Source organism: Streptomyces sp. NPDC021093 (genome assembly GCF_044333135.1).
Classification (GTDB): domain Bacteria; phylum Actinomycetota; class Actinomycetes; order Streptomycetales; family Streptomycetaceae; genus Streptomyces.
The window spans coordinates 1-13712 of sequence record NZ_JBIRQJ010000010.1; the positions used below are offsets into that span (position 1 = coordinate 1).

Here is a 13712-nt window from a genome sequence, read left to right on the forward strand (position 1 = left end):
GGGGGGTGTGCGGGCACGGGGCGGGGGGGGGGCCCCGGGTCGGTGGTGGGGGGGGGGGGGGGGGGGGGGCGGTGGGCCCCCCCCCCCCCGGGGGGGGGGGGGGGCCCGGGGGGCCCCCCGCCCCTCCCTGTCCTTCTGCGCCTCACGCCGCCTTGAAGCTGCGGAGGCGGAGGCTGTTGCCGACCACGAAGACCGAGGAGAAGGCCATCGCCGCTCCCGCGATCATCGGGTTGAGCAGGCCCATCGCGGCCAGGGGCAGCGCGCCGACGTTGTAGGCGAAGGCCCAGAAGAGGTTCGACTTGATGGTGCCGAGCGTCTTGCGGGAGAGGCGGATGGCGTCCGCCGCGGCGCGCAGGTCGCCCCGTACGAGAGTGAGGTCGCCGGCTTCGATGGCGGCGTCCGTTCCCGTGCCCATCGCCAGGCCCAGGTCTGCCTGGGCGAGGGCGGCGGCGTCGTTGACCCCGTCGCCGACCATGGCGACCGAACGTCCCTCCGCCTGGAGGGACTTGACGACGCTGACCTTGTCCTCGGGCATGACCTCCGCGATGACCTGGTCGATGCCGACCTCGGCGGCCACCGCTTCCGCGACGGCCTTGTTGTCGCCGGTGAGGAGGATCGGGGTGAGGCCGAGGGCGCGGAGCCTGCGGATGGCTTCCGGGCTGGTGTCCTTGACCGCGTCGGCGACGGTGAGGACGGCGCGGGCCTCGCCGTCCCAGGCGACGGCGATGGCGGTACGTCCGGCCGCCTCGGCATCGGCCTTGGCGCGCTCCAGTTCGGCGGGGAGGGCCATGGCCCACTCGGCAAGGAGCTTGGTGCGGCCGACGAGGACGGCGTGGCCCTCGACGATGCCCTGGACGCCGAGTCCGGGAACGTTCGCGAAGTCCTCGGGGGTGGGGAGCGCGCCGGCCTTCTCGGTGGCTCCGGCCGCTACCGCCTGGGCGATCGGGTGCTCGGACGCGTTCTCCAACGCGCCTGCCAGGCGCAGGACTTCAGTCTCGTCGACGCCGGGGGCGGTGTGCACGGACAGGAGAGTCATCCTGCCGGTGGTGACGGTGCCGGTCTTGTCCAGGACGATCGTGTCGACCTTGCGGGTGGTCTCCAGGACCTCCGGGCCCTTGATCAGGATGCCGAGCTGGGCGCCGCGCCCGGTGCCGACCATGAGGGCGGTCGGAGTGGCGAGCCCCAGGGCGCAGGGGCAGGCGATGATCAGTACGGCGACCGCCGCGGTGAACGCGGCCGTCAGACCCGCGCCGCTGCCGAGCCAGAAGCCGAGCGTGCCGAGGGCGAGTGCGATGACGATCGGCACGAAGACGGCGGAGATCTTGTCGGCGAGCCGCTGGGCGGCCGCCTTGCCGTTCTGCGCGTCCTCCACCAGGCGTGCCATCCGGGCGAGTTGGGTGTCGGCGCCGACCCGGGTGGCCTCGATGACGAGGCGGCCGCCCGCGTTGAGGGTGGCTCCCGTGACGCTGTCGCCGACGCCGACCTCCACCGGTACGGACTCGCCGGTCAGCATCGACGCGTCGACGGCCGAGTTGCCCTCGACGACCGTGCCGTCCGTGGCGATCTTCTCCCCGGGACGTACGAGGAAGTGGTCGCCGGGCTTCAACTCCGAAGTCGGAACGGTGACTTCGACGCCGTCGCGCAGCAGGGTGACGTCCTTGGCGCCCAGTTCGAGGAGCGCCTTCAGTGCGGCGCCCGCCTTGCGCTTGGAGCGGGCCTCGAAGTAGCGGCCGGCCAGGATGAACGCGGTGACACCGGCGGCGGCCTCCAGGTAGATGTTCCCCGCGCCGTCGCTGCGGGCGATCGTCAGCTCGAACGGGTGCGTCATGCCGGGCATGCCCGCCGTGCCGAAGAACAGCGCCCAGAGCGACCAGAGGAAGGCCGCCGATGTGCCGACCGAGATCAGGGTGTCCATGGTCGCGGCGCCGTGCCGGGCATTGGTCCAGGCGGCCCGGTGGAAGGGCCAGGCGGCGTACGTGACGACGGGTGCGGCGAGCGTGAGCGACAGCCACTGCCAGTACTCGAACTGGAGGGCCGGGACCATCGCCATCGCGATCACTGGGACGGCGAGGACGGTGGCGGTGATCAGGCGCTGGCGGAGGGAGGTGAGGGCGGGGTCGGCCGCCTCCGTATCCGCGTCGCCCTGTGGGTCGGGCGGGCCGTCGTGCCGTACCGGGGCCGGCTCATCGGCGGAGTAGCCGGTCTTCACGACGGTGGCGATGAGGTCGGCGACCTCGGTGTTCTCGCGGTCGTACGAGATCTTCGCCTTCTCGGTGGCGTAGTTGACGGTGGCCTCGACGCCGTCCATCCGGTTGAGCTTCTTCTCGATGCGGGCGGCGCAGGAGGCGCATGTCATGCCGCCGATGGCGAGCTCGACGTGGGAGGGGGCCGCCGGGGTCGGTGCGGGTGCCGGTGTCTGGACGGTCATGACCGCTCTCCTTGAGTATGGGGCTCTGCTACCCCCTGGGGGTATCTCTTGCTGGGTCCATGTATACCCCCCTCCCCCATGTGGTGCAAGGGGGCATCGAATACCCCCCGGGGGTATTTCTGAATGCATGCGGGGGCGGGAGGCGGATCACGTCCGCGTGGGGGTGGTGCGCGGGAGGGGTCGGGGCTCTAGTCTTGAGATTGGACTAGACCTATATCTGTTGGCTGTGCCCGTACTGGCTGTGCCCGTATCGGCGATGGCGAAGGAAGCGGAACCCCATGAGTGAGCGTGCAGTCCTGGAGGTGATCGCCCTCACTGCCGAGGACGCGATCGCGGCCCAGTCCGGCGGAGCCGACCGGCTGGAGCTGGTCACGGACATGGCCGCGGACGGGCTGACCCCGCCCGTCGAGACCTTCGCCGCGATCCGCGCGGCCGTGGACATCCCGCTGCGGGTGATGCTGCGGGCGGCGGACGGTTTCGCGGTGGGCTCCCCGGCGGACGTGGACGCGCTGGTCAGGGACGCGCGGGCGCTGCGGGCCGAGGGTGCGGAGGAGTTCGTACTCGGCTTCCTGGACGCGGAGGGCAATGCCGACCTGGTCGCGGTGGAGCGGCTGGTGGCGGAGCTGGAGGGATGCCGGTGGACCTTCCACCGGGCGATCGACCGGGCCGGAGACCGGGACGCGGTCCGCAAGCAGTTGGCGGACCTGCCGGGACTGGACACATACCTGACGGCGGGGGCGGCGGAGGGCGTCGACGCGGGCCTGCCGACGCTACTGGCGGAGGCGGCACGGGCGGGCGAGCCCGGCTACGGGGCGCAGATCCTGGTGGGCGGCGGCCTGCGGCTCGACCACCTGCCGGTGCTGCGGGACGCGGGGATCAACGCGTTCCACATCGGCGGGGCGGCGCGGCCGGGGGGCTGGGCGGAGGCGGTTTCGGCGCGGGCGGTGGGGGAGTGGCGGGGGGTTCTGGACGCGTAGCGGGGGATTGTCCGGCATTTGGGGGCGTGCGGCGTGGCCGTGCACTGGGCGCGGTACCGGGGCCGCCCCGCCAGGCGCGCGGGGCTGTGCTCGACATGCGGCTCGGCCGCGCGGGTGCGGGGCCGTGCTGGATGTGCGGCTCCGCCGCGCGGGCGCGACCAGCTACGACGCCCACCGGCCCCGTTAGGGGTGCGGGGCTGTGCTGGATGTGCGGCTGTGCCGCGTGGGCGCGATCAGCGGCCCCGTTAGGGGCGCGGGGAACTGCGCGATCAGCCACGACGCACCCGCACGTACAACTCACCCACCCGCCCGCCCCGCGGCGAGCGGTTTAGGTGGAGGGGCGGGGAGGGGCTCATCCGCGAAGCGGCCCACCGGCCCGCACGGGACGCGGTCGCGGGAGCGGGGGGTGCGGTGGCGAGGGCGTGCGGTCGGGGGAGGGTGCGCTCCGCGTGGGGGCCGCCCCCTTGCCCACCCGTTCCGCCCCCGGGGGGCGGCCCCGCTGCCCAAGGAGGCGGCGGGAGGCGCGCAGGAAGGGCGGCCCCGCTGCCCAAGAGGGCGGCGGGGGGGAGAGAGAGCGGGTGAGGGGGCGGCCCTGCTGCCCAAGGAGGTGGCGGGAGCGCGCAGGAAGGGTGGCCCCGTTGCCCAAGGAGGTGGCGGGAGTGCGCAGGAAGGGTGGCTCCGCTGTCCAAGGAGGCGGTGGGAGCGCGCAGGAGAGGCGGCCCCGCTGCCCGAGGGGGCGGTGGGGCCGCGCCCACGGGGTTGCGTCAGGTGGTCAGTGCGGGCGGGAGCGGAGCCGAGTGGCGGACCGCCAGTCCCGACACCGCACGCGTCAGCGCCACGTACAGCCGACGCAGCCCCGTCCGTTCGTCCGGCTCGCCGGTGACGATCGCCGTCGGTTCGTCGAGGACCACGTAGTCGTATTCGAGGCCCTTGGCGAGGGAGGCGGGGACAAGTGTCAGGCGGGAGGCGGCAGTTGTCTCCTCGCCCGGGGAGAGGAAGGCGTGGCCCGCCGCTTCGAGGGCCTTCGCCAGGTCCGGGATGCGCGCGTCCGCCGCGATCAGGCCGATCGAGCCCTCGTGGGTGAGTGCCGCCTCGCAGGCGGCGACGATCGAGTCGTTCAAGTCGGCTTCGTCCGCGACCTGTTGGACGGACATGTCACCGGGGCTCTCCCGTACCGAGGAGACCGGGGCGAGCCCCGGTGACATGTGGGGGAGCAGGCGGGAGGCGTACGCGATCACGTCGCGGGGGACGCGGAAGCCCGCGGTCAGTTCCTCGACGAGCGCGTCCGGCTTGCCCAGGTGGGTGAGGGCTTCGGCCCAACTCGCCGTCGCCCAGGGGGTGGTGCCCTGGGCGAGGTCCCCGAGGATCGTCGCAGAGCCGGTGCTGCACCTGCGGCCCACCGCCCGGTACTGCATGGGCGAGAGGTCCTGCGCCTCGTCGAGTACGACATGGCCGAGCGAGTGCGTGCGCGCCACCAGGTCGCGGGCCTCGTCGATGAGAACGGCGTCGGCCGCCGACCACTTCGCGGACTTCGGCGAACGGGCCGGCTTGGCCCAGAGGATGGTGGACTGCTCGGCGGGCGTGAGGACGCCGTCCGCGTGCTCGGCCAGGAACTCGGCGTCGGCGAGGAGCCGCAGGACCAGCTTGGCCGGGTCGACCGGCGGCCAGATCGCCTTCACCACCGCCTTCACCGCCGCGTTGCGGGCCACCGCGTCCTGCACGCGGTCGTCGGGCGCCTCGCCCGCCTCCTCCATCCGTACCAGGATCTGGTGCGCGATGCGCTGCGGAAGGGCCTCGCGGGCGGCGCCGTAACGGATGTCGCGGGCCTGCAACTCCCCGACGATCTCTTCGAGTTCGTACGCGGGGACGCGCCAGCGGCGGGATCCCCGTACGACCATCAGCGATTCGGTGGGCGGCGTCACGTGCGAGCGGACGGCGCGGCGCAGTACCTCCGCCATGCGGGCGTCGCCCTTGATGACGGCCGCGGCGGCCTCGTCCGTACCGCGGATCTCGATGCCCGCGCCGTCGCCGCTGGTGACGAGGTCGTCGACCGTCGCCTGCTTCACCTCCAACTCGCCTAGTGCCGGGAGGACTTGCTCGATGTAGTGGAGGAAGGACTTGTTCGGGCCGATGACGAGGGTGCCGGTGCGGGCGAGGCGGTCGCGGTGCGCGTACAGGAGGTACGCGACCCGGTGCAGGCCGACGGCGGTCTTGCCGGTGCCGGGGCCGCCCTGCACGCAGACGGAGCCGGACAGGCCGGCTCGTACGATCTCGTCCTGCTCCGGCTGGATCGTCGCGACGATGTCGCGCATCGGGCCGACGCGGGGGCGCTCGATCTCCGCCTGGAGCAGCTTGCTGGTGTGCGCGGCCCCGGTGTCGGACGTGGCGTCGGTGTCGGACGCGGTGTCGGTGTCGGAGAGGTGCTCGTCCTCGTACGCGGTGAGTTCGCCGGCGGTGTAGCCGAAGCGGCGGCGCAGGCCGACGTCCTGCGGGTCCTTCTTGGAGGCGCGGTAGAAGGGCTGCGAGACGGGGGCGCGCCAGTCGATGACCATGGGGTCGCCGTCGGCGTCGTGCACGTGCCGACGCCCGATGTACACCCGCATCTCAGCTGCCTCCGGCAGCGGGCGCTCGCCCGCGCTCCCCTCGGCCTCCGCGGCGCCGACCGTGTGCAGGTAGTCGAGGCGGCCGAAGAAGAGCGGGGTGTGGGAGAGGTCCGCGAGGGCCTTGATGCGGTCCTCGATCTGGGCGGTGAGGACGACGGCGTTGACCCAGTTCGCGGTGACGTCCTTGATGTCGAGGTTCTCGACGTCCTCGCGCATGGCGCGGAGGGCGGAGCGGGACGCGGAGAGGTGGGCGCGCTCGCGGGAGAGCGGGTCGGCGGGGTCGACGGGCTCGGTGCGGTCGGGCTCGGTGCGGTCGGTGTCGTGCGCGGGCACGGTAGGGCCTCCGGCTTGGGATACGAAGGCCGGGCGGCCGGGTTCCTTGCGGCGGCCGGGGTCCTGGCGCGGGCCTGGACCGGGGCGGCCGGGTGTGCGGCTCGGCTCGGCGGGAGTCACGTTGTGGCTTGCCGACCGGTTTCCGTCCGGGCGGCGCGCGCTCCACGGAAGGGAGGCGGGCAGACGGGCGATTGTAGTGGTGGGGGCGGGCGGGGGCGAATGGTTATCGGGGGTGGGGGTAGCCCCTGTTGCCGCCGGGGGTGCTCCCGTAAGACCAAGGGGTGAGTTTCGGGGGCGGGCTCAGCCTGAGGGTGGAGAGGGGCGGGGGTGCGGTTCAACCCCGGGTCCGATGTGCTGGAGAGGGGCGGCGGACACCATGGAGTCATGAGTACAGCGACGTTCACCCCAGGTGCAGCAGAAGGATTGGCAGGAACCCGCACGGCGGGCCACGGGCACTCCGGTGCCACCGCGGTCTCGGACAAACCGCACCGCGTCGCCCGCGCGCTGCGGGCCGTCCGGATCTTCGCGGGTGCGGCGGTCGGCGTGGTCCTGCTCGGCGACTACGCGGACGAGTGGAAGGAAGACGTCCGGGCGACGGCCGACGGCCGGAAGCCACAGGACCAAAAGCCACAGGACTGGCGGCGCGAGCGCGACGCGTGGGCGGACGGCCGGATGAGCGGCGACCGGTGAGCTGAGGCGACGGTCGTCTGCGCGGCGAGCGGCTGGATCTGACGCGGGAGTTGTCTGCGCGGCGAGCGGCTGGATCTGAAGCGGGAGTTGTCTGCGCGGCGAGCGGCTGGATCTGAAGCGGGAGTTGTCTGCGCGGCGAGCGGCTGGATCTGACGCGAGAGTCGTCTGAGCGGCGAGTGCTGGATCTGACGCGCGAGTGGCCTGCGCGGCGAGCGGCTGGATCTGAAGCGCGAGTGGCCTGAGCGGCGAGCGGCCGGATCTGAAGCGCGAGTTGTCTGCGCGGCGAGCGGCCGGATCTGACGCGAGAGTTGCCTGAGTGACGAGCGGCTGGATCTGACGCGAGAGTTGTCTGCGCGATGCGTGGCCGGATCCGACGTGGCAGCCGCACGAGCGGTGATCCCCGGTGAGCCCACCACGGGGCAGGACCCGCGCAAGGTCACACCCCCACTCGCGCCCCGACCTCGACCCCGACCCTCCACCCGAACCCCACGCCCGCGAACCGCCCCGAACGCGCCTCCCTCCCCGATGTGCGTGGTTCTGGGAGGGGGAAGCCTCATAGGCTTGCCGTCGTGACGACAGACCGGACCGAGAACGCCCGCGCCGCCACCGCCCGCGTGAGCTCCCCCCGCTCATCGCAAGGGCAATCCCGCGAGGAGCCTCGCGAAGAGCCCAGCGAGGAGCCCCGCGAGGAGCGCCGTGCGGCCCGCCCACGAGCCCTGCTCGCCGCGCGTGTGCTGCTGGTTCTCTCGCTGGCCGCGCTCACCACCCTCTTCCTGGTGACCCGCATTCCGCTGGGCGACACCCTCGTCTACCGGGCCGAGGGACAGGCCGTCGTCAACGGCACCAGCCTCTACGACTTCGTGACGACCGAGTGGAAGCTGCCCGCCACCTATCCGCCGTTCGCGGCGATCCTCTTCGTGCCGACGACCTGGCTGCCGGTCACCGCCATGAAGGTCTGCTTCTTCGTCGGCAACCTCGCCCTGCTCGCCCTTCTCGTACGGCTCTCGTGGCGGTTCGCCAAGCTGCCGAAGCGGCCCGAGCTGATGACGGCCGCGATCGCCTTCGCGATCTGGCTGGAGCCGGTCTTCCAGACCTTCGTGTTCGGGCAGATCAACCTCGCGCTCGCGTGCCTGGTGCTGTGGGACCTGACCCGGCCGAAGGGCGCCCTGGGCAAGGGGGTCGGGCTCGGCATCGCCGCCGGGATCAAGCTCACCCCGGCCATCTTCATCGTGTACCTGCTGGTCACCGGCCGGGTACGGAACGGGCTGACCGCCCTCGCCTCCTTCGCCGCCACCGTCCTGTTCGGCATCCTCGTCCTGCCCTCCGCGAGCCTCGACTTCTGGACCCGGCGGATGTTCGAGACCGAACGGGTCGGCAAGGTGTGGATCGTCGACAACCAGTCCCTGCAAGGGATGCTGGCGCGCGCGATGAACTCCATGGAGCCCGGCCTCGTGTGGTTCGGCTGCGCCGTCGTCGTCGGGCTCGCCGGGCTGTGGATCGCCCGCCGGGCGGTGCGGGCCGGGATGGAGGAGTGGAGCATCGTGATCGTCGCGGTCACGATGGTGCTGGTCTCGCCGATCAGCTGGTCCCACCATTGGGTGTGGTGCGTACCGCTGCTCGCGCTGCTGCTGGCCGAACGCCGGTTCCGTACGGCCGTCGCCGTCGCCTTCCTCTTCACCTGCCGCAGCTTCTGGGCGGTGCCGCACCAGGGCGACCTCGACGTACAGCTGCCGTGGTGGCAGCAGCCGGGACTGTCGCCCTACCCGATGGTGGGGCTGGCCCTGCTGGGCTGGATGGTGTGGCGACTGCGGGACGGGGCGGCGGCGGACGGTACGTCGCTGCCGGGCGGGGGTACGGGCGTGGGCGCGAGCGTGGGCGGGCCGGTACGCGGCTCGATGCCCGAGCCGCGCAAGCAGCAGACGCCGTCGGAGTCCCGCACCGAGCGCTGAGGACGTACCCGGACCGGGGGAACGTGGCCCGCCCCCGGTCCGCCCCCCCAGGTCCGCCCCCGGGTCCGCCCCGGAGTTACGCCTGCTGCGGTCCGCCCCCGGTCCGCCCCAGAGTTACGCCTGCTGCGGTCCGGACCCCTCCGCCAGCAGGTCGTCCGCGTCCACGATTCGGTACGCGTACCCCTGCTCGGCCAGGAAGCGCTGGCGGTGTGCCGCGAAGTCCTGGTCGATGGTGTCGCGCGCCACGACCGAGTAGAACCGCGCCTCGTGCCCGTCCGCCTTCGGCCGCAGTACGCGCCCCAGCCGCTGCGCCTCCTCCTGCCGCGACCCGAACGTGCCCGACACCTGGATCGCGACCGTCGCCTCCGGCAGGTCGATCGAGAAGTTCGCGACCTTCGACACGACCAGGACGTTCAACTCCCCGGTCCTGAACGCGTCGAAGAGCTTCTCCCGCTGCGAGTTCGGCGTCTCGCCCTTGATGACCGGAGCCCCCAAGTGCTCGCCCAGCTCGTCCAGTTGGTCGATGTACTGCCCGATGACCAGCGTCTGCTCGCCCTTGTGCTTGGCGACCAGGGCCTCCGTCACCTTCCGCTTCGTCGCCGTCGTCGCGCAGAAGCGGTACTTCTCCTCCGCCTCGGCCGTCGCGTACGCCAGCCGCTCGGAGTCGGTCAGGTTGACCCGTACCTCCACACAGTCGGCGGGCGCGATGTAGCCCTGCGCCTCGATCTCCTTCCACGGAGCGTCGAACCGCTTCGGGCCGATGAGCGAGAAGACGTCCGACTCGCGCCCGTCCTCCCGCACGAGCGTCGCCGTCAGCCCCAGTCGCCGCCGCGCCTGCAAATCAGCCGTGAACTTGAAGACGGGCGCGGGCAGCAGATGCACCTCGTCGTAGATCACCAGACCCCAGTCGCGCGAGTCGAACAGCTCCAGGTGCGGGTAGACGCCCTTCCGCCGCGTCGTCAGCACCTGGTACGTGGCGATGGTGACCGGCCGGATCTCCTTCTTCGTGCCGCTGTACTCGCCGATCTCGTCCTCGGTCAGCGAGGTCCGCTTCACCAGCTCGTGCTTCCACTGCCGCGCCGAGACCGTATTGGTCACCAGGATCAGCGTCGTCGCCTTCGCCTCGGCCATCGCACCGGCCCCGACCAGCGTCTTACCCGCACCGCAGGGCAGGACGACGACGCCCGAGCCGCCGTGCCAGAAGCCCTCCACGGCCTGCTTCTGGTACGGGCGGAGCGCCCAGCCGTCCTCGGCCAGCTCGATCGGGTGCGCCTCCCCGTCGACGTAACCGGCGAGGTCCTCGGCCGGCCAGCCCAGCTTCAGCAGCGTCTGCTTGATCTGCCCGCGCTCGGAGGGGTGCACGGCCACGGTGTCCGGGTCGAGCCGCGCCCCGACCAGCGGCTGCACCTTCTTCGACCGCAGGATCTCCTCAAGCACCGGGCGGTCGGTCGACGTCAGTACGAGGCCGTGCACCGGGTCCTTGGACAGGGTCAGCCGCCCGTACCTGGCCATCGTCTCGGCGACGTCCACGAGCAGCGCGTGCGGCACCGGGTAGCGCGAGAACTCGACGAGCGCGTCCACGACCTGCTCGGCGTCGTGCCCCGCGGCCCGTGCGTTCCACAGCCCCAGCGGGGTCAGCCGGTAGGTGTGGATGTGCTCCGGCGCGCGCTCCAGCTCCGCGAACGGCGCGATGGCACGACGGCAGGCGTCCGCCCGGTCGTGGTCGACCTCCAGGAGGAGGGTCTTGTCGCTCTGGACGATGAGAGGTCCGTTCAACGCCGTGGGTCCTTCCGCGCGCGGTCAAACCTCCAGTGTGCCGTACGTGCGCAAGCGGGTCGGGTGGAGAGCGGCCCCTGACGGGGGCCGGCGCACCCGGCTCACGCGGCGCACCCCGTTCACGCCGGGTCGTCCGCCAGTTCCGCCACTCCCGTGATGCGGTGCAGGGGGTACGTCTTCACCTGGTCCGCCGTGTGGTCGTAGGCGGTGACGAAGCCGCCCTCGACGCGGACCGGGGCGATGACGCGCTGGCTGGCCGCGCCGTCCGCGTTGACGTAGCCGATCCAGAGCGTGGAGCCGGTCATGGCGGCGGCCTGGACGGTGGCGAGGGTCTCGGCGGAGGACGTGCGGGGGAGCTGGGTGCCGGGGGTGCCGGTGGGGTCGGCTGCGGATTCCTCGGGGGAGCCGGACGGCGCGGAGCCAGGTTTGCGTACCGCGTTCGCGGCCATGTCGCCCGCGCGGATCGCGCGCAGCGCCGCACCCAGGAGGGTGTCGTCCGGTACGTGCGGGCCTTCCGGCACCGGTTCCGGCGCGGTGCGCGCCGGTGTGCGGTGGGCGTCCGCACGCGTGATCAGTACGTCCCCCGCGGCCGACTCGGCGGCCGGCGCGAAGCCCATCGCGCGCAGTCCGTCGAGGAGCGTGGCCGGGTCGGTGCGGGCGGCCAGGACCGTCGGGGCGAGGCGGCGCAGGCCGAGTACCGCCGCGCGCTTGTCGGCGAGGATCTCGCCCAGTACGGCGTCGTCGTCGCAGCGCACGTACGCGGAGGCGGCGCCCACGCGCAGATGTCCGTGCCGGCGGGCCACGTCGTCGATGAGGTAGCTGAGGGGCTGCGGGGTCGGGGTGCGGCTGTGTGCGGCGAGGAAGGCGTGCAGGTCGGAGGCGGCCTGGCCGGAGTCGAGGGCGCGGCGCACCGAACCCGGCGTGAACCGGTACACGGTCGCCCCGCCCCTGCTCTCCACGTCCGCGAGCACCGCCAGCATCTCGGCGAGCGGGCGCTGCAGCGGGCCCGGGGCGACGGCGGTCAGGTCGGCCTGGAGGAGCACGTGGTCGAGGGGCTCGGGGATGAGCGGCGCGAGGAGGGCGGAGGCGCGGAGGGCGGCTGCGGCGGACTCGGCCTCGGTGGGGGAGGCGGGGGCGGTGCTCGGAGTGCTCGGGGTGGTCGTGGTCGTGGCCGTGGTCGTGGGGAGCGTCGGGGTGTCGTCCAGCCCCGCCAGTGCCCGGCCGTGTGCCGACAGCGCGCCGCGGCCCGTCACGCCCAGCTGTTCCGCCTCGGTCAAGGTCCACAGCGCCACCCGGCTGCGGAGCTCGCCCGTGGTGCCGCGCTGGGGGCGTTCCCAGCGGAGGCGGTCCAGGACGGACTCCGGGTCGGGGGCGGCGCCTTCCGGAAGGGCGGCCAGCAGGGCCAGGACCCGGCGGCGCACCTCGGGGGCGGCGGAGCGGTCCAGGTCGGGGCCGAGCGCGGACAGGGTGCGGCCCTTGGCGTCCTGGCCGCCGATCAGGCCCGCCGTACGGGTGCCGCGCAGCCAGGTGACGGCGAGGCGGGCCCAGCGGTCCTGGGGCGGGAGGCTCAGCCATTCGTCGTACGCGGGCGTCGGGGCGTACCGCTCGTCGGCCTCGCCGTCGGAGGCCAACAGGCCTGCCGCGTAGCTGAGTTCGAGCCAGAAGGCGGCGGTCGGCTCCGGCAGGTCCATCGCCGCGGCCGTGCGCTTGAGGTCGCGGACGCTCAGGCCGCCGGAACGCAGCACGGCCGGGCCGCCCCGGTCCCAGTCCTTGAGCAGGTCCTCGACCGTCGTCAGCGCCGTGAACGCCTGGCCCGCCGCGGTCTGATCGACCATCTCCGACGCGTGCGACGAGGCGGTGACCAGCTGCGGAGGGAGAGGTTCCGTGGCGCGGTGGGCGCGGCCCGCCCGCAGGTGCAGGGCGGCTTCCCTGGGCAGTACGACCGTACGCGCGCTGGTCGGCAGCAGCAGTCCGTGGTCGCGGAGCCAGCGCACCGGCGGCGTCGGGTCCGAACTGACCTCGCCGTACGGCGGGCCCCAGACCAGCCGGTCGAGCACGGTCAGCGCCTCGGACGGGGCCGTGTCGAGCAGCGCGTCCATCCGCACCCGGTCGGTGAAGAGCGAGGTCAGGCCGTGCACCGCCGACACCGGGTCGTGGGTGGTGGGCAGTCCGACCGCCGCCAGGATGCCCTGCAGCCGGGTCGGTGACATCCCGGTCGTCGCCTCCGCGACGGTCGGGCCGAGACCGGTGGGCGACGGGTGCGTGGCGGACGGCGCGAGCAGCTCGCGCGCGGTCCTCACGAGGCGGAGCCGGTCGTCCGCACCCCAGACGAGGGCCTGTTCGCGCAGCACCCGGACGGCGTGCGGCAGCGCCGCCTCCGTCTCCGGGGCGCCCTCGTCGCCGCTCATCAGGGCGCGCAGCATGTCGTACGTCGCCGGGTCCGGCGCCACCGCGAGGGCCTCGGCGGTCTGCAGTGCGAACTTGTCGAGCCGCTCCAGGGCACGGACGACGGAGGCCCTGGTTCCGGCCCGGGTGGCGAGCAGGCCCACGTCCCCGGGTACGGGCGAGAGCAGGTCGGGCCTGGCCCGCAGCAGCGCGGTCAGAGCCGCGTCGTCCCGGGTGCGCAGGTCCTCGGCGAGGGTGCGCGGGGGCGCGGCGCTGCCGGGGGCGGTGCGGTCGGACGTGGCGCGGTCGGACGTGGTGCGGTCCGACGGCGCGCCGGCGGGTGTTCCGCCGCCGGGCATGCCTGCGGACGTGTCGGCTGACGTTCCGGCCGACCCGGCCGACGTTCCGGCAGTCGTGTCACCGGTGGTGTTTCCTTCGGGCACGTGCGCCTCCAGGTCGCGCTCGCTGGTCCCCATCCGCCCCACGTTAGCCCCTGCGCGGGCCCTCACCCGGCGGCAGGCGCTAACGTCGGTCCGGGGCGGGTCGGCAACTGCGTGTAGCCGACGCGTAC

Annotated in this window: 7 protein-coding genes; 3 read left to right on the top strand and 4 right to left on the bottom strand. The window is 73.2% G+C overall.

The genetic code is table 11. From position 1 onward, the window contains the following. Positions 1-142: 142 nt before the first annotated feature. Positions 143-2428: a heavy metal translocating P-type ATPase gene (locus tag ACH4SP_RS29490; protein WP_398419187.1), complete on the bottom strand. Its 2286-nt coding sequence runs from the start codon at positions 2426-2428 to the stop codon at positions 143-145. 278 nt (positions 2429-2706) lie between these two features. On the opposite strand from ACH4SP_RS29490, the gene ACH4SP_RS29495 reads away from it, so the two are divergent. Next, complete coding sequence (locus tag ACH4SP_RS29495; RefSeq protein ID WP_398419189.1) at positions 2707-3405, top strand: copper homeostasis protein CutC; 699 nt, start codon at positions 2707-2709, stop codon at positions 3403-3405. Between the two features lie 764 nt (positions 3406-4169). Here ACH4SP_RS29495 and ACH4SP_RS29500 read toward each other — a convergent pair. After that, the gene (locus tag ACH4SP_RS29500) at positions 4170-6341 is read right to left on the bottom strand and encodes a HelD family protein (RefSeq protein WP_398419192.1); all 2172 of its coding nucleotides are present in this window, start codon (positions 6339-6341) and stop codon (positions 4170-4172) included. 384 nt (positions 6342-6725) lie between these two features. Between ACH4SP_RS29500 and ACH4SP_RS29505 the strand changes: the two genes are divergently transcribed. Both ACH4SP_RS29505 and ACH4SP_RS29510 read left to right on the top strand, forming a co-directional pair. Continuing rightward, positions 6726-7031: a hypothetical protein gene (locus ACH4SP_RS29505; protein ID WP_398419194.1), complete on the top strand. Its 306-nt coding sequence runs from the start codon at positions 6726-6728 to the stop codon at positions 7029-7031. 734 nt (positions 7032-7765) lie between these two features. Beyond that, positions 7766-8980: a glycosyltransferase 87 family protein gene (locus ACH4SP_RS29510; protein ID WP_398419746.1), complete on the top strand. Its 1215-nt coding sequence runs from the start codon at positions 7766-7768 to the stop codon at positions 8978-8980. 114 nt (positions 8981-9094) lie between these two features. Here ACH4SP_RS29510 and ACH4SP_RS29515 read toward each other — a convergent pair whose 3' ends face one another. Beyond that, the gene (locus ACH4SP_RS29515) at positions 9095-10756 is read right to left on the bottom strand and encodes a DNA repair helicase XPB (protein WP_398419196.1); all 1662 of its coding nucleotides are present in this window, start codon (positions 10754-10756) and stop codon (positions 9095-9097) included. A 119-nt stretch (positions 10757-10875) separates the two neighbouring features. Next, on the bottom strand, positions 10876-13617 hold the full coding sequence (locus tag ACH4SP_RS29520) for a helicase-associated domain-containing protein (RefSeq protein ID WP_398419198.1): 2742 nt from the start codon (positions 13615-13617) through the stop codon (positions 10876-10878). Positions 13618-13712 lie beyond the last annotated feature (95 nt).